The 21,607-nt window shown below is 45.8% G+C and carries 29 protein-coding genes; 12 read left to right on the forward strand and 17 right to left on the reverse strand.

Features of this window, described 5'->3' with window-relative positions; translation table 11 throughout:
• Window position 1: 1 nt before the first annotated feature.
• Complete coding sequence (locus VDIS_RS05230) at window positions 2–358, reverse strand: hypothetical protein (protein ID WP_013336174.1); 357 nt, start codon at window positions 356–358, stop codon at window positions 2–4.
• On the reverse strand, window positions 342–1,043 hold the full coding sequence (locus tag VDIS_RS05235; RefSeq protein WP_013336175.1) for a hypothetical protein: 702 nt from the start codon (window positions 1,041–1,043) through the stop codon (window positions 342–344). The genes VDIS_RS05230 and VDIS_RS05235 overlap by 17 nt, the downstream gene beginning before the upstream one ends.
• A gap of 303 nt (window positions 1,044–1,346) precedes the next feature.
• On the opposite strand from VDIS_RS05235, the gene VDIS_RS05240 reads away from it, so the two are divergent.
• Window positions 1,347–2,210 carry a hypothetical protein gene (locus VDIS_RS05240; RefSeq protein WP_148678240.1) on the forward strand — a complete coding sequence of 288 codons (864 nt, stop codon included), beginning with the start codon at window positions 1,347–1,349 and terminating at the stop codon, window positions 2,208–2,210.
• Between the two features lie 308 nt (window positions 2,211–2,518).
• The gene (locus tag VDIS_RS05245; protein ID WP_171804843.1) at window positions 2,519–3,298 is read left to right on the forward strand and encodes a zinc ribbon domain-containing protein; all 780 of its coding nucleotides are present in this window, start codon (window positions 2,519–2,521) and stop codon (window positions 3,296–3,298) included.
• Here VDIS_RS05245 and VDIS_RS05250 read toward each other — a convergent pair.
• On the reverse strand, window positions 3,292–3,936 hold the full coding sequence (locus VDIS_RS05250; protein ID WP_013336178.1) for an adenosylcobinamide amidohydrolase: 645 nt from the start codon (window positions 3,934–3,936) through the stop codon (window positions 3,292–3,294). The genes VDIS_RS05245 and VDIS_RS05250 overlap by 7 nt on opposite strands.
• A 200-nt stretch (window positions 3,937–4,136) precedes the next feature.
• Between VDIS_RS05250 and VDIS_RS05255 the strand changes: the two genes are divergently transcribed.
• Window positions 4,137–5,093, forward strand: coding sequence for an ornithine cyclodeaminase family protein (locus tag VDIS_RS05255; RefSeq protein ID WP_013336179.1), 957 nt, complete (start codon window positions 4,137–4,139; stop codon window positions 5,091–5,093).
• A gap of 210 nt (window positions 5,094–5,303) precedes the next feature.
• A complete protein-coding gene (locus tag VDIS_RS05260) occupies window positions 5,304–5,756 on the forward strand; it encodes a hypothetical protein (protein ID WP_052885773.1) in 453 nt (150 codons plus the stop codon).
• On the opposite strand, the gene VDIS_RS05265 is transcribed toward VDIS_RS05260, so the two are convergent.
• Window positions 5,712–6,290, reverse strand: coding sequence for a nucleotidyltransferase family protein (locus VDIS_RS05265; protein WP_013336181.1), 579 nt, complete (start codon window positions 6,288–6,290; stop codon window positions 5,712–5,714). The two genes, VDIS_RS05260 and VDIS_RS05265, sit on opposite strands and share 45 nt — an antisense overlap.
• 109 nt (window positions 6,291–6,399) lie before the next feature.
• Between VDIS_RS05265 and VDIS_RS05270 the strand changes: the two genes are divergently transcribed.
• Window positions 6,400–6,999 (forward strand): DedA family protein, encoded by a 600-nt coding sequence (locus VDIS_RS05270; RefSeq protein ID WP_013336182.1) that lies wholly within the window; start codon window positions 6,400–6,402, stop codon window positions 6,997–6,999.
• A gap of 23 nt (window positions 7,000–7,022) precedes the next feature.
• Here VDIS_RS05270 and VDIS_RS05275 read toward each other — a convergent pair whose 3' ends face one another.
• On the reverse strand, window positions 7,023–7,400 hold the full coding sequence (locus tag VDIS_RS05275; protein ID WP_013336183.1) for a hypothetical protein: 378 nt from the start codon (window positions 7,398–7,400) through the stop codon (window positions 7,023–7,025).
• Between the two features lie 92 nt (window positions 7,401–7,492).
• Between VDIS_RS05275 and VDIS_RS05280 the strand changes: the two genes are divergently transcribed.
• From VDIS_RS05280 to VDIS_RS05295, 4 genes are all read left to right on the forward strand, one after another.
• A complete protein-coding gene (locus tag VDIS_RS05280) occupies window positions 7,493–8,242 on the forward strand; it encodes a hypothetical protein (protein ID WP_013336184.1) in 750 nt (249 codons plus the stop codon).
• Between the two features lie 66 nt (window positions 8,243–8,308).
• The gene (locus tag VDIS_RS05285; protein WP_013336185.1) at window positions 8,309–9,424 is read left to right on the forward strand and encodes an AAA family ATPase; all 1,116 of its coding nucleotides are present in this window, start codon (window positions 8,309–8,311) and stop codon (window positions 9,422–9,424) included.
• 32 nt (window positions 9,425–9,456) lie between these two features.
• Window positions 9,457–10,527 carry an AAA family ATPase gene (locus VDIS_RS05290; RefSeq protein ID WP_013336186.1) on the forward strand — a complete coding sequence of 357 codons (1,071 nt, stop codon included), beginning with the start codon at window positions 9,457–9,459 and terminating at the stop codon, window positions 10,525–10,527.
• A gap of 43 nt (window positions 10,528–10,570) precedes the next feature.
• Window positions 10,571–10,948 (forward strand): aspartyl protease family protein, encoded by a 378-nt coding sequence (locus VDIS_RS05295; protein ID WP_013336187.1) that lies wholly within the window; start codon window positions 10,571–10,573, stop codon window positions 10,946–10,948.
• 23 nt (window positions 10,949–10,971) lie between these two features.
• Here VDIS_RS05295 and VDIS_RS05300 read toward each other — a convergent pair whose 3' ends face one another.
• From VDIS_RS05300 to VDIS_RS05345, 10 genes are all read right to left on the reverse strand, one after another.
• Entirely contained in the window at window positions 10,972–11,427 is a 456-nt protein-coding gene (locus VDIS_RS05300) for a PIN domain-containing protein (protein ID WP_013336188.1), read from the reverse strand.
• The gene (locus tag VDIS_RS05305) at window positions 11,393–11,653 is read right to left on the reverse strand and encodes an AbrB/MazE/SpoVT family DNA-binding domain-containing protein (protein WP_013336189.1); all 261 of its coding nucleotides are present in this window, start codon (window positions 11,651–11,653) and stop codon (window positions 11,393–11,395) included. The genes VDIS_RS05300 and VDIS_RS05305 overlap by 35 nt, the downstream gene beginning before the upstream one ends.
• Before the next feature lie 64 nt (window positions 11,654–11,717).
• On the reverse strand, window positions 11,718–12,248 hold the full coding sequence (locus VDIS_RS05310) for a PaREP1 family protein (RefSeq protein ID WP_013336190.1): 531 nt from the start codon (window positions 12,246–12,248) through the stop codon (window positions 11,718–11,720).
• 21 nt (window positions 12,249–12,269) lie between these two features.
• On the reverse strand, window positions 12,270–13,076 hold the full coding sequence (gene mntA, locus VDIS_RS05315) for a type VII toxin-antitoxin system MntA family adenylyltransferase antitoxin (RefSeq protein ID WP_013336191.1): 807 nt from the start codon (window positions 13,074–13,076) through the stop codon (window positions 12,270–12,272).
• 152 nt (window positions 13,077–13,228) lie between these two features.
• Window positions 13,229–14,119 (reverse strand): hypothetical protein, encoded by an 891-nt coding sequence (locus VDIS_RS05320; protein ID WP_013336192.1) that lies wholly within the window; start codon window positions 14,117–14,119, stop codon window positions 13,229–13,231.
• A complete protein-coding gene (locus VDIS_RS05325) occupies window positions 14,119–14,667 on the reverse strand; it encodes a hypothetical protein (protein WP_013336193.1) in 549 nt (182 codons plus the stop codon). Before VDIS_RS05325 ends, VDIS_RS05320 begins: the two co-directional genes overlap by 1 nt.
• Window positions 14,654–15,424: a hypothetical protein gene (locus tag VDIS_RS05330; protein WP_013336194.1), complete on the reverse strand. Its 771-nt coding sequence runs from the start codon at window positions 15,422–15,424 to the stop codon at window positions 14,654–14,656. Before VDIS_RS05330 ends, VDIS_RS05325 begins: the two co-directional genes overlap by 14 nt.
• Window positions 15,421–16,107 (reverse strand): hypothetical protein, encoded by a 687-nt coding sequence (locus VDIS_RS05335; protein WP_013336195.1) that lies wholly within the window; start codon window positions 16,105–16,107, stop codon window positions 15,421–15,423. The genes VDIS_RS05330 and VDIS_RS05335 overlap by 4 nt, the downstream gene beginning before the upstream one ends.
• A gap of 121 nt (window positions 16,108–16,228) precedes the next feature.
• Complete coding sequence (locus tag VDIS_RS05340) at window positions 16,229–16,753, reverse strand: hypothetical protein (RefSeq protein WP_013336196.1); 525 nt, start codon at window positions 16,751–16,753, stop codon at window positions 16,229–16,231.
• Entirely contained in the window at window positions 16,716–16,919 is a 204-nt protein-coding gene (locus VDIS_RS05345) for a hypothetical protein (RefSeq protein WP_013336197.1), read from the reverse strand. Before VDIS_RS05345 ends, VDIS_RS05340 begins: the two co-directional genes overlap by 38 nt.
• Window positions 16,920–17,182: 263 nt before the next feature.
• On the opposite strand from VDIS_RS05345, the gene VDIS_RS05350 reads away from it, so the two are divergent.
• Complete coding sequence (locus VDIS_RS05350; RefSeq protein ID WP_013336198.1) at window positions 17,183–17,509, forward strand: AbrB/MazE/SpoVT family DNA-binding domain-containing protein; 327 nt, start codon at window positions 17,183–17,185, stop codon at window positions 17,507–17,509.
• Between the two features lie 223 nt (window positions 17,510–17,732).
• Here VDIS_RS05350 and VDIS_RS05355 read toward each other — a convergent pair whose 3' ends face one another.
• Both VDIS_RS05355 and VDIS_RS05360 read right to left on the reverse strand, forming a co-directional pair.
• Window positions 17,733–18,563 carry a type II secretion system F family protein gene (locus VDIS_RS05355; protein ID WP_148678242.1) on the reverse strand — a complete coding sequence of 277 codons (831 nt, stop codon included), beginning with the start codon at window positions 18,561–18,563 and terminating at the stop codon, window positions 17,733–17,735.
• Complete coding sequence (locus tag VDIS_RS05360; RefSeq protein ID WP_013336200.1) at window positions 18,560–20,020, reverse strand: type II/IV secretion system ATPase subunit; 1,461 nt, start codon at window positions 20,018–20,020, stop codon at window positions 18,560–18,562. Before VDIS_RS05360 ends, VDIS_RS05355 begins: the two co-directional genes overlap by 4 nt.
• A 92-nt stretch (window positions 20,021–20,112) precedes the next feature.
• Here VDIS_RS05360 and VDIS_RS05365 point away from each other — a divergent pair, with 92 nt between their 5' ends.
• Window positions 20,113–21,021, forward strand: a complete 909-nt coding sequence (locus tag VDIS_RS05365; protein ID WP_013336201.1) for a type II secretion system F family protein — start codon at window positions 20,113–20,115, stop codon at window positions 21,019–21,021.
• Window positions 21,022–21,089: 68 nt separating this feature from the next.
• Complete coding sequence (locus VDIS_RS05370) at window positions 21,090–21,554, forward strand: archaellin/type IV pilin N-terminal domain-containing protein (protein ID WP_013336202.1); 465 nt, start codon at window positions 21,090–21,092, stop codon at window positions 21,552–21,554.
• Window positions 21,555–21,607 lie beyond the last annotated feature (53 nt).

Genomic DNA, 21,607 nt, shown 5'->3' on the forward strand with positions numbered 1-21,607 from the left:
ATCACGTAAACCTAATCACGGGGTCAGCATTGCGTATCCCCACTATCCTAACCACAAAGCGCGTATTAGCCAATGGACCCAGTAAGTATCGGCAATCACGAAACGGGCAAACACTGGACTTATGCCTCCTCAACCTATTATCACCATAGCTCTCAGCCCTAATGAGTAGTAGGTCACCATCACGCGTGTAAATAACCCTGTATGGGTAGTGGATATAAATGCCCCTCATTGGATCCCTAATCACTAACTCCACGTAGTCGGCCATGGACAAATCAACAAACAACGAAGTACTCCCACCCTTCACCTCATCTGCGCGGTGCTCCTTAATCACGAGACCACAATTACTGGCTAACTGCATGACCACCCACCAGCGACGCCCTAAACGATTCCCAACCCCTCAACAACTCATTGAATTCCTCAATCAACTTCCTAAGCCTAGCCCTTCGGTAAGCCCTCAACTCATACTTCAAATCCTCACTTAGATAGTTAATCTTACTCTTAATCGAGTTTATTATGGAGTCCACAATGCGCAGTGCATCATTAACACTCACGTGTATTGGGTAAACACGGATGAAGGCATTACCATACTTAGAAAAGACCTCCCTCCACTTATTAATGTCGAAGCACACTTCACGACCAATCCACGCATGGCCATACTTCGAAAAGCACCTCCTAATCTCCCTATGGAACCTTACGGAGATGCTCACGTCATTAGGAACCCTAAACTCAAGGATATACAACACGACATTACCACCATTGCCAGGGGATACCCTAGTAATTAATTGATTAAATAATGCGGGCAAGAATCTGACACCGTCACCACCAACGCTTACATCAACCACATACGGCTTAGAATTAACGAAATAACCCTTAACAATGGCATAGTCACCACCCACCACCTGAGCCCTAACAACATTACCACCCTCAACAACCCTGGCACCCCTAGCATCATAAACCGCAATAAACGGCTTATACGAACTAAGATAGGGCAGGGCAAACTCTACGTACTGACCACTCCCCGAATCAACGAGCCCCAACTCCATAGTAAATACAGGATAAAGGAACAATTTAAACTTAACAAACCGTGCGCAAAGAATGCACTGAAAAAGGTGCAATAACAATCCGTGAGAAAAACATTACGGTAAAACACCAGACACGGTGCATCGAAGAATTAACGAGAATCACCATTTAAAGAGAGATTGAGATGTTAATAACACGGTGATTAAGCATGTAACCCTAACCATGACTTAACCAACGCATGAACCGCGAGGGAAATCCCCAGGGTTAGGCCCTGGGGAAACCCTCGTAGGCGATTTAAGCGGTGGGCCAACCCCTGGAGTCGGGAGTTGAAGATCGATAAGAAACTAATGAGGGTGCTACTCGATTTAGGAGATAAGCCGTTAATAGTGATTGGTCCACCGAGTTCAGGGAAAACCACAATAATCACTACGTTGGGTTTAATGAGGCATAAACTCATGGGCTCATTCATAACCTACATGACGCATAAGTCATCTGACGTTATTGGGGCTGTAATGAAACCATTAATACCCTGGAGATGCATACGCGATAACCTATTCCTAATACTTGATTCCTATGAGGAGCTGAGCGCAAGACCTGGAATATCACTGCTGGTATCCTCAGCATATAGGTATAAGACCTATGGTAACTATGTTAGATACCTAAGATACCTCGCTAGGAGTCCACGTAATGTTCACGCACTATGGCTTCTAGGGCGAATAATGCTACTACATGATATTGTGACCGACCAAGTCATTGACAATGAAGCTATTAAGATAGCCACAATATTGAATAGTAGGGACATTAAGGGAGCATACTTAGCAACAGCCCTAATAATCAACAGCATGTGCCAACAAAGAACCAACAACCTATTGATACTAGACGATATAACAATACTACCCATAAGGGAGGAAGCATTACTAAGGATCATTAGGATGGCAAGGGGCTTTACGAACATATGGATGGCAATGCATAGTATAGGTAGGTTAAACCTCGAAGACCTAAACACACCAACGATAATAACAAGCCATAGTGGCCCTGCTAAATCATTATCGAGATTAAAGGACATACTAAGTCGAATAAAACCAGGCGAGGCGCTTTACATGGGCTTTAACGAAGAATTGAAAATAGAAATAAACGAGGTAAGAGAACTACGTAACAAACTACTCAACGAAAGTAATAGTAACCCGTAACCGTCACATCCACGGCAGGCGAACCCGTTAAAAATCCCCTTCCTTTTTCAATCCCCCTACGCAGGGGGGAGGAGGAAGGGGAGTATGATGGGCGCGAGAGACCGAGCCGATGGCTCGGTCCTCGGACGTCCCTGAGTCTCATAATGATGAGTCCCCATAAAAATGATCAATGATTAAATGAGAAAGACTGATCAAGCCCATCACCTGGGTACCCGCGGGGCGGGCCGCCCCGCCATTGAACTTATCAACGAGGGGCGGTGACTGTGGGAATACCACAGTCCCGCCCTGTGGGTATCCAGGTGATGGGTATGGGTAGGGATGGGGAAGGCAGGGACGGGCGTGTGCCTGTCGTGGATGTGACGGTTGTGGGTGTCGATGTTGGTGTTAGGCGTTCTGTTGTGACTTTTGTTGGTACATGGGCTAAGTTGCTCAGTGATTTGGCTGTGATATATGCTAGGCAGAATGGTGTTTCGTTAATACCGTTGGGCGTGTATGATGCCATGACTAGGGCGTACGTGGCTGAGATTAGTTATCCAGGGGTTGATAAGTACCGTGGTGGTGAGTTGACAAGTAACATTGTTAATAAGGCGTTGGGTGCCGTAGTTAGGGCAATCCACAGTGTTCAGAGAATTCATAATGCGCTGGTTGGTTTGGCATTTGAGGATCTTAGGTTGTTTAATGAGCATAAGCGTGACCTGGCTAGGGCTAAGGTGGTTTGGGAGTTGATTGTTAATAGGTTTGGCAAGGTTATGAGTAGGTGTCCTTCCGTTAAAACCTCATGGTTCTGGATAAGCTATAGGGGTGAGGTGATAATGCCAATTAGGGATTCAATACCCATAGTGCTTGTTGAGCCTGAGTACACGAGTAGTACGTGTCCGCGATGCGGCACCTACCTAGGTAGGGTTAGGGGTAGGGTGACGTGTGGTTACTGCGGCTTTGAGGGTGATAGGGATGTCATCGGCGCTATAAATGTAGCTCTAAGGGGCTTTTTAATACTCATGAAGTGCGTTAGGGAGGGCGTAATTGGGGTGGCCCGAGAACTCCAGGGGTTGGCTCATCGCCTTTTTATTCGTCTATTCCCTTACTGATTTTCATGTGCTGTGTAGGTTTTGTATGCCCTTATTAATGCCTCGTGCACGGCGTGGACTACGGCCTTGCCTATGCTCGTTGCTGGTCCTGCATATGGTTCTTTATTGCCGTTAATCGGCGTTATTATCGCCACCGCGTCTGAGGTTGTTCCGTGTATCTCGCCATTGGTTAGTTCGGCGAGTGTTAACGCCTTCACCTGCGCACTCAGCATTATGGCGTCTATCATTGCCTGTACTGTCAATGGCTTACTTATGATTATCGCCATGTTTATTGTTGATTCATGGAGCCCCCACGCCTCTATGTTGCCCCCTTCTATCCTATATGGATTTGTCAGTCCCGTAGTTATTGACACCGCAATCTCCACGTCATTGATTACCTCCCTATGTGTTATGTGGTTTCTTGGTAGTTCTGTGGCTGTTAGGAAGGTTATTGCTTCGTCACTTCTTATTGATAATTCCCTGTGTACCCTCATTACCTCCTTGATTGGGTCGTTATTGAAGTCCCTGGGGACTTGGTGATGTACTATGTATTTAATGCCGTTCCTTAGCCCTCCGTCTACGGTGCTTGCTAAGGCTATTGCTTCCTGGCTTAGCGTGATCACTATGTTTCCACCTACGTATTTCACGTTGTTAATCACGTTATTTTGGGGTGTGGGTTTGGTAAATTAAGGTTGTGCCTGTGCGTTGGTTTAAGTGTCTTGCTTATTTACTATGGTAACCTAGTCTTCCTGGGGTGATCTGTTCATGAATGGGTCATCACTTCCTCAGCTAACTCTGACTTCTTCACCTAGCTTGTTTCCGGGGCACTTCTTTAAAGGGGTTTTGCAGTTGATGCCTTGTGTTGTTGATTAGGGAGTTTGAGGTTAATGAGTTAGTTTCGTTTGATGATGCCATTAAGGCCGTTGAGGATGGGTTTAAGCTACTGGGTAGTGGTAATGCCGTCAACCTGCCTAGGCGTAGGGCGATCGTTAGTGGTGCCGTGCTTCATGTGCTTCAGGGCGTCGTACTCGGTGATTACAGGGTTGCTGGGCTTAAGACGTACCTGAGTACGAGGCATGGCACCAGGTTCGTGGTCGTCCTATTCAGTCTAGACAGCGGTGAGTTGCTGGCTATTATCGAGGCTGATAGGCTTGGGCAGCTCAGGACTGGGGCTGCCAGTGCTGTGGCCACTAGGTACATGGCCAGGAAGGACTCGTCAGTGCTCGGCATAGTTGGTGCGGGTACGCAGGCCAGGGCTCAGTTCGAGGCGTTGAGTAGGGTTTTGAACCTTAAGCTGGTTAAGGTCTTCAGTAGGACGCGTGAGCATGCTGAGGAGTTTGCCAGGTTTATTAGGTCTAGGGGTTTTGATGCTGTGGTTGCTGGTGATTATGAGGATGTCTGCAGGGGTGTCGATGTCTTGGTCACGGCTACCAACTCCAGGGACCCCTTTATACGCGGTTCCTACGTGGTGCCTGGGATGCACATTAATGCCATTGGTAGTAATTGGGCTAATAGGGCTGAGTTGGCGCCGGACGTGGTACTTAAGGCGGACGTTATAGCCGTTGATGACGTGAGCCAGGCCAGGGAGGAGGCTGGGGACTTAATAATGGCTGGCGATGCCGCCTGGTCCCGGGTAGTTCCCCTGGCCGATATTGTTGTTGGTAGGGTTAGGGGTAGGCAGGGTGATGACTCGGTAACCATCTTCAAGTCCCTGGGAATTGCCGTGGAGGACCTCGTGCTCGCTAAGTTGATTTATGATAGAGCCGTCAGGGAGAGGAGGGGTGTTGAGTTTGAGTTTAGAGGTGTTTTTAGGTAAGGACGTGGTGATGCGGTTTTATGGGCATGCATTGGTGCCGTATATTACGTTATACGTACCGCCTGATGGGTAGTTAATTGATAGTTGCTTAACGGTCCAGGATGTGCCTGGTTAGTACTCAAGTATGAAGATATAAGCCCTCGTGTCATTGTTTCTCTTTGGCTTTTTCTATTCCCAATGCTTTTTAACCCAGCGCAGGTAATTATTGTTATGCTTAACCGTGGGCTTGTCAGGTTTGGGCTTGTCCTGGAGTTCATAGCTGAGTTTCTGTACTTCATGATTATCCTATACCCAAGGTACTTCAGCTCTATTCTTGTTTTGCTAATCATGTTGACGTACACGGTATCGTCAGTGACCATGTACCTGGGCTTCAATGGATATTCCGGGTCATTGAGTGTTGGGTCTGTTGGTGCGTTGCTGTTGATGCTTGGTTCGTCATTACTATTAATGACTCGTCTCATACCGCGGTCCTACCTAATCGCTGTGGTTAGCATGGGAATTGCCTTCCTAGGCGATGTTTCAATCTCAATATTCTTCTGGAGAACCATGCAACGGAATCTGTTAATTAGGGTTGGTGCCGTGCTTAACGCGGTGCCCATTATCACGTTCATTGGGAGTCTATTGTTGGCGATTGGTATTAGCGATGTTAAGGACCTTGGCTAAGTCGTTCACCGTGTCTATATCGATTAGGACCTCGGGACCGCACTCCACGGTACATACGTCACTCCTATTCCTTAATATCTCCCTTGCGCCGACGTCCCCACTCAACCTCATTAACTCTGGGAATAATGTCCTATGAATTAACACGGGATTTCCCCTCACGCCGTTATGCACCGGCACAACGGCGCTGCAGCCATTGCGGTAGGCATTTATTATTCTCGACACTGTTTCATTGGTTATGAGTGGCATGTCGGCCAGTACTATGAGCGCTGCATCGTAGTCTTGAAAGAATCGAAGCCCAAGCCTTATAGATGTGCTCATTCCATCCCTATAGTACGGGTTGTAAATAACGACCTCATTAGTCAGGTAGGGCATTAGCTCGCTGGCGTAGGCCCCAACAACGACCACCCTATCAAGCCCACTCAGTGCCCTTAAAACCCTCACTATAACCGGTTCACCACCAACCCTAACCAGCAACTTATTACCGCCAAACCTCCTACCCTCACCTGCAGCCAGTACTACTGCACCTATTCTCATGATTTAGTCATGTTGTGGTAAGTAAAGTAAGGTTATTAATCTCACTGTACCCTCTCCTTAGGTATTTCTTCATATTAATCCTTTTAAGACGCGCTAGGTCCTACTGACGATGCTTGAGTACGTGTTTAAGGGATTATATGGTTACGCTTCAGTATTTGTATTAATGGTTCTTGAGGGTATGTCGCTGCCCATACCCAGTGAGGTTGTTATGCCCCTGGTTGGTTACTACGCATCGCTGGGTCTCATAAACCCTGTGCTTGGCGCGTTGGTTGGCACGCTTGGTAGCCTGGTTGGTTCATTAATTGATTATTACATAGCCTATTACCTGGGCTTACCATTCCTCCTCAGGTATGGTAGGTTATTTGGTCTCAACAGGAGGAGGCTTGACTCATTGAGTAGGTGGTTTAATAAGTATGGTATGGCGGCTGTATTTGGCTTCAGGTTTCTGCCTGGCTTTAGGGCGCTCATATCATTCCCAGCGGGCCTGGCTGGTATGAGAATAATGGGCTTCATCATCGTTACATTCCTCGGGCATTTAATCTGGGACACAATCCTCGTGTATATTGGTTATGCATTTGCGACTCAATGGTCGTTAATTATAGGATTAATTGATAAGTACTTATACGTTGTTGCTGTTGTGGCGGTAATCGTGATAGTAGCGTATATAATACTAAGACTTCGTATGGAGCCTAAGCATGGTAATTCCTGAGATGTGGCTGATCACCGTGACCGCTATTCACTTGACGATCCAATACTCTCCTCCCTACCGTGCCTTACAATCCTTATCCTGGTCCTTAACGGTACATGTAGCCCCACCCTCTCGAGTATTTGATAGAGTTCGTAATCCTGAAGCTCACCCAGCCTACCGCTTAGGTAGAGTTCGGCTAATTGCCTAAATACCTGAACAGCGGTGTCTCCATATAACTGCAATGCATTGTCTATTATCTCGCCAGCCCTCTCCCCCTTCGTTATCTGTCTAATTAATTGAATGACCTCCTCACGGGTTAATTCACGCTTGGTGCTGGTTTTCTGCTGGGTCTTGTTAATTATTTCCATCATCATCTTCATCATTATCCTCCTTCTCTCGATCTCATCGATGTTCTCGCTCATGGCGGATTTATAGTTTACTTATCGGGCTTAAAAAGCTTGGTTCCTTGCTCATTATCGATAGTTTTATTAATTAACCCAGCATTATCGATGTTGTGGAGTTACTCATTAGTGTTAAGCCCATTAGGGACCTACCCAAATTGAATACGCAGGCGGAGCTCGATATTAGGGGCTACTCAGACATTAATAAGTTCCTGCCAGCCCTCGCAGTGGAGCTTGAGGATCTCGGGCTTAGGATTGGGCAGGTCAGGGTTGGTTACTTAAGGAGGAGGGGTGATGCTGAGAGGTTCATGGCTTTGCTCGACTACCTTAATGTGGATTCTATGGTGGCTAGGCCCGGTATTAATGATGTTAATACACTGGCGGAATTGCTTGATGAGGCTTCGATGTATGGTGTTAGGGTGATTTGGGAGTTCGGTGTTGGGGACTTCCTGAGGAGCCCTGGTGAGGTTACCGAGCTTGCCAGTGAGGTTTCACCGCATAGGCTAAGCCTAGCGCTTCATGTGGCGAGGGAAAGGGGCTTGAGGGAATTCGTTAGGAGGTTTGTTGAGTTGAGTGGTTATGTTAAGGCGATTTACTTTAGCAATAAGAGGGGTGGTTCCTTTGGATTGCCCATATTCGAGGGCTCAATAGATTTCCTGAAGCTTTTAAAGGTTCTGCAGGTGCTTAGGTATGATGAGAACATAGTCCTCCATTACCTACCGAGTTACTATGGTAGGTATGGTGTGGACCTTGAGGTTCTGAACTCCTTCATAAACTCCCTGGGCGGTGGCGGTGCGGATAGGAGGTTGATTAGGTCGATAGAGAGGATAGTCAGTGAGGTGCTTGGTCAGGGTCAGGAGTAGTCCAATGTAATCCTTAAAGCTTAATAACTAACCCGGGGGGTTAGTAACTAACGGGGGGAGTTAGTCATGCTATTTAGCCTTGAGCCTAAGGTAAATAGAAAGGACCTTTATGATAGGGATAGAGAACTCAATGAATTAAGGGAGGGTGTGCACAGGGGTAATAAGCTCATTGCGATTTATGGTATTAGGAGGATTGGTAAGACTAGCTTGGTCAAGGCCTTCCTGAGCGATCTCTCCTATCCATACGTACTTGTTGATGTGAGGCAAGTATACTTCATTGAGGGCAATGTCAACGCTAGCAATCTGGTTAAGTACATCATCAATGGTTTTAAGGGGTTCATGGGAATGGGTGAGAGACTTTGGGAGAGCTTTAGGGATGCGTTGAGGGGTATAGGCTGGGTTAGGGTTGGCGCAGGTGGTGTTGAGGTTAAGTTATCCAGGAAGTCAAGGGTAAACTTAATTGAATTACTTAATGTAATTGATGGGTGGTGTGAGCGTAATTCCACGAGGTTCATACTAGTGTTTGATGAGGCTCAATACATGAGGTTTTCGAACGTTAAATATGATGGCGTATTGGCATGGGCTTATGATAACCTGGGCAACATCACATTCATAGTGACTGGGAGTGAAGTTGGTGTTTTGAGGGATTTCCTGAGGATTGACGATCCACAGGCGCCCCTCTATGGTAGGTATATCAAGGAGATATACGTTGATAGGTTTAGTAAGGATGCCGGTCTCGATTTCCTTAGAAGGGGCTTCGCTGAATTAGGTATTGAGGTTAGTGAGGGTGAGTTGGAGGAGGTTTATGAGCGGTTGGATGGTATTGTCGGTTGGTTAACGCTGTATGGTTACTTAAGGGGCGTTGAGGGGTTGAGCCATAGAGAGGCTTTGGATAGGGTATTCAGTGATGGCGTTAAGCTTGTGCTTAGTGAACTTGATGAGGTTATTAGGCCTTCGAGGGCCAGGTACTTAGCCATACTTAATGCGGTGGCTCATGGGTTAAATACGTGGAGTGAGATTAGGAGGTACGTTGAGGTTAAAACCGGCGAGATCTCCGACACGGTGTTCAATAGGCTTATGAGGAATCTCGTTAAGTATGGTTATTTAAGCAGGGTAGGCGATAATTACGTCATACCCGACCCAGTCGTTGCCAAGGCCGTCGTAGAGGCTGGCATTGGTTGAGAAGGGTTTTTAGGACTGGAGGGGTTGTAGCCATGCTATTTGATGAGAGACCAAAGGTGAGTAGGGGTGACTTGTATGATAGGGATGAGGAGCTGAATGATATACTGAAAAACATTAATGGACCTATGGTTGTGGTTACCGGCATTAGGCGTATTGGTAAGACTTCCGTAATTAACGTGACGTTGAATGAGGCCGACATACCCTATGTATTAATTGATTGTAGGTCGTTGAGGGATAATTATGGTAGGTCTGACCTATATCGATTAATATCCAATGCCCTATCATCAAGCCTTGACAAGCTAATCGATGTTTTAAGGAGGATCAGGGGCATCTCGATCATGGGCAACGCAGTCGAGATTAGGTGGAGGGGTAGGGAGCAGGTTAGTCTGGCGGAGCTTTTTGATAGGCTTAATGAGAGGAGGGTTGTGGTGGTGTTTGATGAGGCGCAGAGGCTGAGGGGTCCGTTGTCAAGCGAGGTTCTTAACGCCCTAGCTCATGCGTATGACTTCGATAGGAATGTAACATTCATACTCAGCGGCTCTGAGGTTGGGTTGCTCTATGAATTCATGGGCGTTGAAGATCCAAATTCACCATTGTTCGGCAGGTACTTCCATGAGGTGAGGATTGGTAGGTTCACTCGTGATGAGTCCGTCGACTTCCTGAGGAGGGGATTTAAGGAGTTGGGTGTCGAGGTTTCCACAGACGTTATTGAGACCATCGCGGATGTGTTTGACGGCATACCTGGTTGGCTTGTTTATGCTGCCAATGCCTACATTAGAGGTGTTAGGGATTTATCGATGATTAGGGAGGCCACAATTAGGGAGGTGCTGAATGAGCTTGAGAGGCTCATAAGGGCTAAGGCTAGTTACTCAACCGTTAATGCCAGGAGGACGGCGCTGGTGCTTAGGTGCATCGCCAGTGGTGGTAATACGTGGTCCAAGGTGGTCAAATGCGTGGAGGATTCAGAGGGTAAGACAGTATCACCGACATCGTTGAATAATGTGATAAAGACCCTGGAGAGGCTGAGTATCATTGAGAATTACGAATTTCTAGACCCAATGTATAGGGAGGCGGCCATGAGACTGGGCATTCCCAATTACTGAAGCTTTATTTTTAGGTCTGCCATGGTATGAATTAGGGTGGTATATGGGTCACGTCTTTGTTAGTATTCGCTTTAGGGGGAGGGATGAGTTCGTCATGGAGAGGGTACTCGTGGATACCGGCGCCTCCTTCACCGTAATGCCCCTGGAATTGGCCAAGGAGCACTTCATAGAGACTCCATTTGAGGTTGAGGTTAGGCTGGGTGATGGCAGGACGGTGAGGGCTAAGGTATTCATTGCCGAGGCCGAGATTGAGGGTAGGAGGGGCCCAATCAGGATATTAGCGTTTAGTGGTGCAATGCCGGTGATTGGTGTTGATACGCTGGAGACCCTAGGGCTTAGGGTTGACCCGGTGACTGGTAGGATTGAGAAGACCGAGTATTACATGCTATTCGTAACAGCCACCGCGCAATCATTGTCATAAACGCGGGAATTCCCACGAATGATCTAGGCATTACCTAAGAGGTCCTCCTCAGGAAGTATGTTATTTACTGGCTCACCCTCATGTGTTAGGAATTGTATGAGGTTTTTATCCCTAGTTAATAACTTTAGGTTTCTAGTAACGGCTGTTGCGTATAGAAGTAGGTCTATTAGGTCATTAAAGCCCTTACGTTTAAGTCTAAGGGCTTTAACGTACCCATCAATTGTTGGTTCGGTAAGTATGAACTCATCATTTATGACTTTTAACCCCCTCATTACGGTATCCTCATCATAATTAAGCCTAGAAAGCTTGCCCAGGATTTCAATAATATTGTATTGTGTGTAATAGAACTCAGCCTTAAACCTCCTTCTCATCCTTGATAGTACGATTAGTACCTCATCTATACCCTTAACGTTAATACCCACGATGGGTAGGAGATAAGTTGTATCAAGAAGTATCCGAGGCCTCACTCCAATACTCATTCTGCATCTCCTCAGATTCCCTCTCAAACTCCTCAAAGGTTACCTCAGCGAACTTTTTAACTTTCAAAGCATATTCAAACGGGTCCTCAACACGCTCGATAATTATCTTATTACCATCAACCCTCAAAACAACATAATCACCCTCAGAAATGCCCACAGCCTCAGAAATCGCCTTAGGTATGTAAATAGTATTCTTTTTAGAAACCCTGACCCTAACCTCCAACATACCTTAATCATTAATAATCTGAGCTTATAAACATTTCTGAGAAACAATTAAATCTCAAAATCCATTAAGCTCTGAATCTTTCAAGCAACTTCATCAACTCACGTTCCTCCTGCTCCAACCTCTCATCCCAAATGTCCCTGAATAACTCCTTAATTGTTAAGGCCCAACTAACAACCTCAATAATGTCGTCCTTAACCTCGTCAGTGTCCCTATAATCGACTAGGTTTGGGTCGAAGCCATTATAGGAGAACCTATGAAGTAACAGCGCCGTCTTTACTACGGCCTCCACGTCTATACCCAGTTTCTTTAAGTCCTTAGAAATACCTATTAACCCAGTGGCTGGTGCTGAGTAACCCACGTTCTCATACCAAGCCCTCCTCCTCTCATCCACCCCTTCAATGATTTTGGCAAAATTCTTAACAACCAACGCGCTGACTATGGACTTAGCACTCATGAATGCCTTAGCCGAGGCGTTTTGGATAAGGTCCCTGCCCAGCATCTCCAATGCCAACCCAGCCTCAACCAAGCCATCAAGGACCTTGGCGTACACATACGCCACGGGATCCCTCTTATAATCTAAGTAACCAACCTCCACATTGGGAACATCATAGGTCGCTTAATAATGCTTTTTAGAAATTCTATCCCTAAACACGCTGTAATACACGTGATCCAGGTCAGACTCACCGAGTACCCTAACGTACATGTGAGCAATCAACCTCCGCGCAAGTACTGGGTCAGCTGAATAAATGAGCACGCCATCCCTCAGTACCACGTATATCAACTCATTGGGCGCCTTACTCAAGTCAACCAAGTCAACCTTATCCACTGGCACACCGAGTGCCTTCGCCAAATCTCTAATTAAACTAACCATTTTCTCATAATTGGATTGATCCCTCATGAGTACGGCAATATCATAATCACTATCCTCCCTAGCATCACCCCTGGCGCGACTACCGAAGAGGAACGCCAACAATACGCCATACTTCGTGAAAACCCTGACAAGCGCCTCGCTGGGTGTCTCTGGATCCACGTTATTCTCTTCTACCAACCTTAACAACTGGTTAGCTATGCTGGGCACGTTCTTAAGGACCCAGGACCTCAACTCCAACAGTTCATTCCTACTGAAGGACCTATAGGCATGGGCAAGCATATTCCTATTAATTGCCACTTGTCTAATCAACTCCTTTACATCATCACCTATTAATCCACGCTCATGAAGCACGTCGGCCAACCCAGCATAACTGGGAGGTTTCCTAAGACCGAGCTCAGCAACAATCATAGCAATCGCATCAAGTAGATCCTGGTGTACGGCATAGAGCAACCACCTAAGGGCATACTCCCGAAACGCATCATTAATCTCCACTAATCTACTCAAGTCGCTTAACTCCTCATAAACTCTGGAAATCAGCGCCCTAACCTCCATTCAATGGCTAAAACATTGCCGATAATAAATACTTTATGACAATTATGGGCCTATAGGCAATATCATCATTATTTCAAAACTATCAAACTTTAAGCCTATAGAGAAACATTAAAGCAATAATCTAAGTGCTATTAAGTAATGATGGTTCTAAACTAGCCTTGATAATTAATATAAACAATGCCCCAATTAGCCTGCCCAGCATCATTAGTACCAGCCACGCCAAATACGTAGTTGCCGCTACCCGGTGGTGTGAAGTAGCCATTTAGACTAAGTGTGAAGCTTGCTGACTGCCCCGTGTTTAAGTCGTATGCAGTGCCCATTAACGTGTTCGTACTGGGGTTGTAGCTTACCGTAATACATATGTAGTCGCCAGGTCCAGGCTGGAAATAGCCGGTACCAATACCATCCCAACCAGAGTAGGGGTTACCTAGATTCGGTGACGGACTTGGGCTGATAGTTACACGAGTTCCTCTACTATTTAAGGCGATCCAGACATTCCACTGCCCACTGGCGCCGCTGGTTGTGTATGCATATTGCCAGAGCGGGTTCCATTCAATGACGAGGTAGGGTGATGAGCTTTGCGGGAACATTACATCACCCTGCACGGGTGATATCGTGAATGTATAGACATTAGATGAGACGTAGGTTATTGAGTAATTATAACCACTGCCAATGCCCCATCTAGTGGGTCTTAGGAATAGGTAGACTATGTAGCCATCACCAACGTAAGGATATGCCTGCGATGCCATGGGCGTCCCGTTATTGGAGTATACCCCAATCACGGTTATGGTGATGGTACCGCCGCCATAACTTTCCTGCCAGAATATGGCGCCTGAAGACCACCCGTAGTTCGAGCTAACCATCTTAAGGATAGGCTGGTTAATGCCTGTCGATATGTAGTACCAGTAGTTGCTGGGTGAGTTTGAGGAGTCGTAGTAGACGGGCCAGGAATTGGTGGGGTAATACCCCGTGAATGGGTTGCCATAGTCGCCCTGGTATACATGGGGCACGTACCAAGTCTGGTAGCCGTCGAGTAGGTTCATTACGTCAGCGCTAGGTGCTTGTATCGTCTCAGTAAATGAGTATATATATATACCACACCCTGCGTTGGCGTGTAGTTATAAATGCCGCTCAGCGTTATTGGGCTTGTTAATGGGGTGCTTATTGTCAGGTTTTCATAGAGTGTGTAGGTGCCCGTGCTGAGACTTATCGAGCCAGGGCTTGGGTATATGGGTGTCCCATTAATACTCACACTACTTACGTAATTGTTGTGTCTTATGGCTACCGTTAAAACACCAGCCGCGTATGCCCTTAAACCAACCAGTGGTGTTGGCACATGAATCACATAACCGCTTGACGTGCTGAGGGTTATCGCGGTTACCGTAGCCGAGAAGCCAGTGTTTGTGTATTGCCACGAGCTTAAGACACCGCAGCATGGGCATGAGTATGAACCAGTCATTACCGACACCACACTTTTAGCAATCGAATTAGCATTTGCGTAATAAACTATAATGACATCGGCAAGTGCAATTGCCGAAGTAACCAATGCCAGCGATAATGCAATAATGAGTAATAGGTTATTCTTCGGCATACTCAACAACCTCAGTACCACCCTTCAATGCCTCCCTAATAGACTCATAAATTGCATAGGCCACGGTATCCTCAACGTTGGATCCAGGACTCCCACCGGCTATGACATCGCCCTCAGTCCTCCGTGATAACAGGATTTTATTGCCCTCGGTCTTAATGAGCAGGTTGCCGACAGCAATGCCATCTGGGGTCTTCGTGTATGGTATACCGAGCCTGTCAAGGGCTTGTTCTATTGCTGTTGGTGCGCCGTGTTCCTTAACGGCCTCGGCAAGCGACCACCTCCTAAGTCCCAACCACCTTGCCCTGGTTAGCATGTTGAGTATGGCTATCGCTGTGGCTACGATTAATACGTAAGTCGGTAAGCCAATGAATGAGTTATGCGGTAATTCAATGTATACGTAACCACTCGGTGTGGGCACTATGATAAAGCCCCTCACCTGTAGGTACCTCTGCTGGAAGAGTATGGTGTCTATGAGCATCACCAGTGAGAGCACGGCCAATAAGGCTGACAGGTAAAGCGCGTAGGCGCTCCTCCTCCAGATAATGAGTATTAGGGCCGAGTCCAGCGCGAAGAAGGACACTAGGTAAACCGTGGGTGGCGGTACCACGTAGGTCACGCCAAAGAACGTAACTACAAAACCCCAGGGCATCAACCTCAGATAGTAATTACGGCCTGAGACGCCCCAGGCGGGTATGAATAGCCAGGAGACCACGAAGGCAATGATCAAGCTAAGAAGTACCAGGACCTCGAGTCTCATGACCCACCACCTAACGCAATTACACTACCCAATTGCATATATTGTGTAACATTCCCGTTCGAGAATACGTAAGTTACGGTAACGGGCATGTAAAGCACGTAGATAAATCCCTGCTTAAGGTTACAGAAATATACCTGGTTTGCGTACTTCCTAATCGGTATCGTAATGTTGATGGTGCCGATACCCTGAGGTATGTAAATAGTAATGTTTGGGTTTACGGCGTCAAATACTAGGTAGCCAGGTATGGTATTTTTCGTAAACATGGAAATTGCCTGAGGCCTAATCATGCCTGGGGTCAATGTTGAATAATTAATACCTATTGTTAAGTTACAATTCTCATAATAGGCATAGGTAATAGTTATATTATTAATAACGCGAATTGGCACAACGTCAAAGAACGCAATGTAGGCAGGATCACCATTGAGGTATCCCCTGATCAAACCCCTAACACCCGTATTTGATAAGGATAGGTACTGTGGGGTTAATGGAAATTGAATAATCATTGTTTCATTATTGGCTATCGTTAAATTACCCACCTGTCCAGTACCGAGCAGTTCCACCCAACCACTAATTGGTGTGAAATCCCAATTACCAGGATTAATAATTCTAATAATCACCGTTACACCACTTGCCTGCACATTTATCGACTCAACCTTCGCATATGGGACGTTCTCCAACGTCATGTAACTCACCAGGGTTGGGGCAACTTGAGACGTGTCCCAAATAAGAATTAAGGCAACCAGGATGGAAAATATGGAAAGGAGAAGAAATATTTTGAAAGGTGATTTAAAAGCCACAACATGATCACCTCGGAACCGGTACGGTGGCGTTAGATACTACGTTGTAACCAAGTAGTACACTCACGGTCTCGCTTGTCGAGCTCGTTATTGGGGTGTTGGGTATTACGTACATACTAATGCCATAGTTAGTATTGGCACTTAATGAGCATGGAGCATTACTACTTGGAGTACTGCCTGGTGCCACATAACCATTGTAGTAGTACGCAGTCCAGGTGCCAGTACTTGTTGAGTACGTAAGTACTATAGTACAGACTATGGCGCTTGTGCTTGTTATGTCAGTATTGTTCAGATATATGTATAGCGAACTTATTGCTGAAGAGCCTGTACTTGATACCGCATTACCACTAAGCATTGAGGGCACGTATAAGTATCCGCTTACAAGCGCCTGTAACACGCCAATATTCACGAAATACGCGCCACTTGAGTTTGTGAGCTCTATGTTAACCTGAAAACCCGCATAGTATGGGTTACCATTCGACGTCAGTGGTAGGTCATTTCCTGTGAATGTTACGTACGGGGTTATTGCCATTTGGGCCTGTCAGGAATTTCAGCGGTGCAGTCTGTGAAACACTTATTTGGCCTTGATAAACAAATATCACATCAACCAGCGCTATGGTGGCGATCGCAACGAGCGCTATCGCAGCCAGCATTAACATCCTCCTTTTCTCGCTCCTTCTCGCAGCCGTGTTGTTCATACCACCACCGTGCTTTAGTGTCGGCTTAAAAGTCTTTCTTTCATTTTCAGATTGATATTGATGTAATTTAATTGAATTATGTAAAAAGAAAGAGGGCTTCTAGTGGCTATTTATTATATATTTTTAGTCTAGGTTAAATTTAACTTTTTATATTTAAGATGTTAAACTACGTATTTTATATTTTCAATTAGTCATCTAGGATACCTTCCTCTTTATAATATTTTTGACGTAATTCTTTTATTAAAAAACGAATTTAATTGCTAATGAGTAAAGGGCTACCCATTAATAATCTTCCTTACAGGACCAGGGCTTACATTAATAACCAAGTCCTCATCCCAGCTAACTTAGTTAGGGCCCTTGGCATTGAGAGGGCCAGGTATGCTGACATAGTGATTTCATTCAATGGATTAGTTATTGAGTTGAGGAATGTATTGTTGCTTAGGACTAAGCATACGTCCAGTAGGCAGTTCACGATTCCTAGGGAGATCAGGGAGCTATACGGGATTAGACCCATGGATCAAATCGAGGTAATCCAAATAAGGCCGAGGTATGTAAAGGAATTTGAGACTGAACTTACTAGGCCGGTATAGATTCACGTGACGTATGAAGGTAAATTGAAAATAAAATCTTTAAATACTGTTTTATTCTTACACGCATATACTTTCTCCATGCGTAGGCATGAAATTAATTGTTTTATCTAGATCTTTCTTTGGTAATATGATTATATAGATTTACCCTATATCCATGATTTATATAAGATCTCGTGAAAACCACGGTAATCAGTATAATTTAGGTAATGAATGGTGTGCCTGCCTATTCTATTGAGGATATTGTGGAGTCAATGAGTATGTACATGACGTAGCCCATAACCGGTGAATATATGAGTGTGGTTATTATTAAGGCCAGTGTTGGGCTCAGGACTATTGGCCCTAGGTATATGGGTCCTAGTGGTGATAGGGTGATCACAATGAGCACGAGGAGTATCGGTAGGAGTAATGCAACGACTAAGTAGATTTCCATGAACAGACCAAGTACTTGGGTCGCACTCCTCAGTCTATTGTACTTGTTCCTAACTAGGTACTCAAGCTTGAGCATTAGTACGTCGGCCAGGTTTGCACTGATTAGGTATGTCTCGGCTATAAGGCCGAAGATTTCGCCATAGGTCCTTGACGGGACCCTGCTGATGCTAGCCCTTAGCGCCGTCAGTATGTCCATACCGCCTTCCCTGGCATCCCTAAGTATTAGCCTAAACTCCCTGGCTATGTATGGGTCCCTCTCGATGGTGGCTAGGGTACTAATCAACTCCTCAAGGGTAACCCCACTGGCTATCAGTGGTATCATGATCATGAGCGTATTTATTAAGTACCTCTCGAAGTGGCTTGACCTTATATAGACCTTAGCATTAATGTAAACTAGCACCGATAAGTAATCAATGAGTAGCACAATAACCATAAGGAGCATCACACTCCTTACTGCACTCATTGGCGTGAGTGCGTAAGCCACCACCAATGCAGCAGCGATTATTGGTGTGTACATGATCACCGCGGCCGCGAAGTCCCTATCGAAGTCGTAACCGCTGAGTGAGTAAAGTCTATTTACGTAATTATTCACCCAACGCCTATAGGCCGTCAATGGGTTTATCAAGGCAATTCACCACCTATCACGGCCCTATAGGTCCTCTCTGGATCAACGTAGTAATTCCTAGTGACCCTAAACACGGCATCGGGCGACCTAAACCCGTACTTGGCCATGGCGGTCATGATCTCAGCCCTCCTCCTAAGCTCCCTATCAACCTCCTCCTGAGACACCCTGCCCATCCTTACGAGATCTGCAATTAAGGCGCTATCGCTCAACCTGACAAGCTCATCCCTATCCTTACTCCACCTAAACAGGTTATTAACCCTTAAGCCACTCCTCGTCACATCCAATAACTCGCTAATGTCCGTGACACGCCTAGCAATCCTACCACCAATCCTCACCCTATTAATTAGTATGAACACGTTAGCCAGGGGTATTAAGGCTGGAGGAACACTCATGGGCTTGGACAACAGCCTCCTCACGGCCGCGTTTAGTGAGCTGGCATGTATCGTGGCAAGGCCTGTGTGCCCACTGGCCAACCCCTGAAAGAAGACATAAGCCTCCTCACCCCTTAACTCACCAACAACCAAGTAATCAGGCCTAATCCTCATGGATACCTTAACTAAATCATAAGCCGTAATATTCTGCACATTGGGTGTTTCGGCCTCCCTAACAACCAATGGAATCCACTGCTCATGGGGTATGTTTATCTCCCTGGTATCCTCAATAGTCACGATTCTAGCTTCAGGCCTGATTAAAAATAGCAGTGCGTTTAGTAATGTGGTTTTCCCCGCGCCGGTTGGCCCAATGATTATCATGCTAATGCCATTCTCGAGCATAAACCATAAGGTCGCTAATGCCTCAGCCTTAATAACACCGTCGGTTATTAAGTCAATGATGGTTATGGGATTAGCCTTAAACTTCCTAATGGTTATTACGGGGCCATGGGGCGAGACATCCCTAAGCCCAAGCTCAACCCTAAGACCCTCAGGCAGTAAGCCCTCAAGTATTGGGTATGCAGAACTAACGTTCTTACCAACCCTCTGACTAATCTTCACAACGAGACTACTCAACTCATCACTACTCAGGGTGATATTAGTCCTCAAGTGCTCATACCTACTATGCCACACATAGACAGGCTTGTTGGGCCCATTAATGTTTATATCCTCGATGTAATCATCCTTAATCAGTGGGTCAACCTTGCCATAACCTACGGTATCCCGCATCAGGTAATACATGACACTCCTCAACTCATCATCATTCAACTTAATCCTCAACCTACCCATTACCTCATTAACGAGCGATTTAAAGTAATGATCAAGATCATCATTATTAGGCAACGCACTACCCACCCTAAGTAATTCCCTGGCCCTCGCGAGCACCTTGGCAGCGTTATTGCTGAGTACAGGCTCAACGATGTTGTATAGGTAGAGGCCTGTGTTCTTATCCCTAATAATGAGTACGCCAATCAATCCCTTAACTATTTCGTACTCATCGATCAACTCCACACCCTTAATATCCACGGTGTATAATTTCTATCTTGGGTTATAAATTTTTAAATTTTAAAACCTTAGATTTATAATTTTTAAAGAATGGGTAGCAATAAGGTATTAATATGTATAGGGGGTTTACGCTACGGTTGGTGACTACGGTGATTGTGGTAATCACCATTATTACATTCTACATAATATTACCAAAGACTTATGTCCAAGTCAGCATTGGTAAATTAACACTAAGTGTTCCAATACCCTACGGCATACTGGGGACCACGTTGACGGCCATAGCCATCGCAGCCGAGCTATTGCCACTATCAATCACTGAGTATAGGTTATGGAGGGTGAATAACGAAATACTCGTGGACATGCCCGCGGTAGTTAGGGTGATAAGGGATGGCTTAGGTTCGGGTCAACCCCTCGTTGGTGTTGCGGAGATGCTCACTAGGGTTGGTAAGGGTAGACTTGGCAGGATAATTGCCGAGGCCATTACTAAGGAGAGCATGGGCATAACGACAATGAAGGAGGGCCTCGCCGAGGTTTCGAGGGAGCTTGGCAACAATTACCTGGCGGTACTCGCGGTGATACTTGATACGGCGATTAGGTCTGGGGCTCGGCTCCAGGAAACCCTCGACATGGCTTACAAATCCCTCGAGGACATGGTAAGCTACCAACTGGAGAAGGCCAACCAGGTTAAGCCTTACCTAGCCTTGATATACGTGGTCATGGCAATATACGTAGTACTCGCTGGAATAATTATCTACCTAATGATGCCAAGCATAGGTAAAATAGCGATATCAACATCAGCAGGGGCAATCACGGCGCCGACAATATCCGTAATAGACACCCAGCTATTCTCATCAATCATAGTAATGAGCAGTGTAATCCAATCAATAATCGCAGGCGTGATAATTGGGAGGATTGTCTATGGCAGGTCAATCGTTGGATTACTACACGCATCCATATTAATAATGGTACTCACACTAATTAATTACGTAATGTACTTAACAATGTACTTAGGCGTAATATGAAACTTAAGTAAATTCAAATCGTAATTGAAAGAAAGGTTTATAAAAGATTGAAAATAAATTAGGAATCGATGACCAGAAATAGAAACAACAGAAAAAGCCTTGGTATAGAGCCAATCGTTGCAGCCATACTACTGATAGTCATAACCGTGGTAGCCGCAGTACTACTCTACATGTGGTTCAGCGGATACTTATCCGCAACAACAAGTAAGGTTAGCTCAATGGCAACGCCAGAGCAGTTCCAAGTAGTCGCGGCAAGCCTATCAGTAAGTAAGGGATTGACCGCCTACGTACAGAACACGGGCTCAGTGACAGTAACCATAACGGGCGTCTACCTACTAAACGCAACGAATGGAAACCTAATATGCCAAGTACCAATAACGGCAACCTCAATAACGCCAGGCTCAACGGTAGCAATCACAAATAGCACAAGCTTTGCATCATCATGCGGCGTAACACCAGGCACATCGTATGAGCTGCTATTCGTGACCTCAAGCGGCACCAAGTACGCAACGTCTGTTGTGGCATCATCGTAAATAATAAAATACATAAGTCATGTTAAGTCAAAATCACGCCGCAGGTGATTTTC

This window comes from Vulcanisaeta distributa DSM 14429 (assembly GCF_000148385.1).
Classification (GTDB): domain Archaea; phylum Thermoproteota; class Thermoprotei; order Thermoproteales; family Thermocladiaceae; genus Vulcanisaeta; species Vulcanisaeta distributa.

Bases quoted from the DNA above. Each gene is read 5' to 3' on its own strand.
- VDIS_RS05305 (WP_013336189.1), bottom strand. From the start codon at position 11,653: ATGTTGGAGGTTAGGGTCAGGGTTTCTAAAAAGAATACTATTTACATA.
- VDIS_RS05265 (WP_013336181.1), bottom strand. From the start codon at position 6,290: ATGAGAATAGGTGCAGTAGTACTGGCTGCAGGTGAGGGTAGGAGGTTT.
- VDIS_RS05350 (WP_013336198.1), top strand. From the start codon at position 17,183: ATGAGTAAAGGGCTACCCATTAATAATCTTCCTTACAGGACCAGGGCT.
- VDIS_RS05230 (WP_013336174.1), bottom strand. From the start codon at position 358: ATGCAGTTAGCCAGTAATTGTGGTCTCGTGATTAAGGAGCACCGCGCA.
- VDIS_RS05295 (WP_013336187.1), top strand. From the start codon at position 10,571: ATGGGTCACGTCTTTGTTAGTATTCGCTTTAGGGGGAGGGATGAGTTC.
- VDIS_RS05370 (WP_013336202.1), top strand. From the start codon at position 21,090: ATGACCAGAAATAGAAACAACAGAAAAAGCCTTGGTATAGAGCCAATC.
- VDIS_RS05330 (WP_013336194.1), bottom strand. From the start codon at position 15,424: ATGAGACTCGAGGTCCTGGTACTTCTTAGCTTGATCATTGCCTTCGTG.
- VDIS_RS05270 (WP_013336182.1), top strand. From the start codon at position 6,400: ATGCTTGAGTACGTGTTTAAGGGATTATATGGTTACGCTTCAGTATTT.
- VDIS_RS05290 (WP_013336186.1), top strand. From the start codon at position 9,457: ATGCTATTTGATGAGAGACCAAAGGTGAGTAGGGGTGACTTGTATGAT.
- mntA (WP_013336191.1), bottom strand. From the start codon at position 13,076: ATGGAGGTTAGGGCGCTGATTTCCAGAGTTTATGAGGAGTTAAGCGAC.
- VDIS_RS05235 (WP_013336175.1), bottom strand. From the start codon at position 1,043: ATGGAGTTGGGGCTCGTTGATTCGGGGAGTGGTCAGTACGTAGAGTTT.
- VDIS_RS05285 (WP_013336185.1), top strand. From the start codon at position 8,309: ATGCTATTTAGCCTTGAGCCTAAGGTAAATAGAAAGGACCTTTATGAT.
- VDIS_RS05335 (WP_013336195.1), bottom strand. From the start codon at position 16,107: ATGACGTTGGAGAACGTCCCATATGCGAAGGTTGAGTCGATAAATGTG.
- VDIS_RS05275 (WP_013336183.1), bottom strand. From the start codon at position 7,400: ATGAGCGAGAACATCGATGAGATCGAGAGAAGGAGGATAATGATGAAG.
- VDIS_RS05320 (WP_013336192.1), bottom strand. From the start codon at position 14,119: ATGAACCTACTCGACGGCTACCAGACTTGGTACGTGCCCCATGTATAC.
- VDIS_RS05345 (WP_013336197.1), bottom strand. From the start codon at position 16,919: ATGAACAACACGGCTGCGAGAAGGAGCGAGAAAAGGAGGATGTTAATG.
- VDIS_RS05340 (WP_013336196.1), bottom strand. From the start codon at position 16,753: ATGGCAATAACCCCGTACGTAACATTCACAGGAAATGACCTACCACTG.
- VDIS_RS05260 (WP_052885773.1), top strand. From the start codon at position 5,304: ATGCTTAACCGTGGGCTTGTCAGGTTTGGGCTTGTCCTGGAGTTCATA.
- VDIS_RS05325 (WP_013336193.1), bottom strand. From the start codon at position 14,667: ATGCCGAAGAATAACCTATTACTCATTATTGCATTATCGCTGGCATTG.
- VDIS_RS05245 (WP_171804843.1), top strand. From the start codon at position 2,519: ATGGGTAGGGATGGGGAAGGCAGGGACGGGCGTGTGCCTGTCGTGGAT.
- VDIS_RS05300 (WP_013336188.1), bottom strand. From the start codon at position 11,427: ATGAGTATTGGAGTGAGGCCTCGGATACTTCTTGATACAACTTATCTC.
- VDIS_RS05365 (WP_013336201.1), top strand. From the start codon at position 20,113: ATGTATAGGGGGTTTACGCTACGGTTGGTGACTACGGTGATTGTGGTA.